Source organism: Duganella margarita (assembly GCF_009857535.1).
In the GTDB taxonomy this organism is placed as follows: domain Bacteria; phylum Pseudomonadota; class Gammaproteobacteria; order Burkholderiales; family Burkholderiaceae_D; genus Rugamonas; species Rugamonas margarita.
In genome coordinates this window covers 1-313 of sequence record NZ_WWCS01000088.1, presented here as the reverse complement: position 1 = coordinate 313, position 313 = coordinate 1, and the positions used below count along the sequence as shown (strand labels likewise).

Annotated in this window: 1 rRNA gene; it reads right to left on the bottom strand. The window is 50.8% G+C overall.

The features are described from left to right. A 5S ribosomal RNA gene (rrf, locus tag GTP55_RS29330) occupies window positions 1–94 on the bottom strand; the annotation flags it as partial. Between the last annotated feature and the right edge of the window lie 219 nt (window positions 95–313).

The following is a 313-nucleotide window of genomic DNA, read 5'->3' as shown; positions in this document are numbered from 1 at the left end:
TCACACTGGTTGCAGCACTATCATCGGCGTAGAGTCGTTTCACGGTCCTGTTCGGGATGGGAAGGGGTGGGACCGACTTACTATGGTCATCAAGCTTTGACTTGTGTGCCGTGCAGCCAACGGCTGCCCAGCGAATCTGGGAGAAGTAAAGCGACGTTTCACGTCGTCCCTGCGCAAGCAGGGATTTCATTTAGTTTATTGGGTAGCACCACTCATCATCGGAGTAAATGCGCATAACCGTCAAGGTTATAGGGACAAGCCGTACGGGCAATTAGTATCAGTTAGCTTAATGCATTACTGCACTTCCACACCT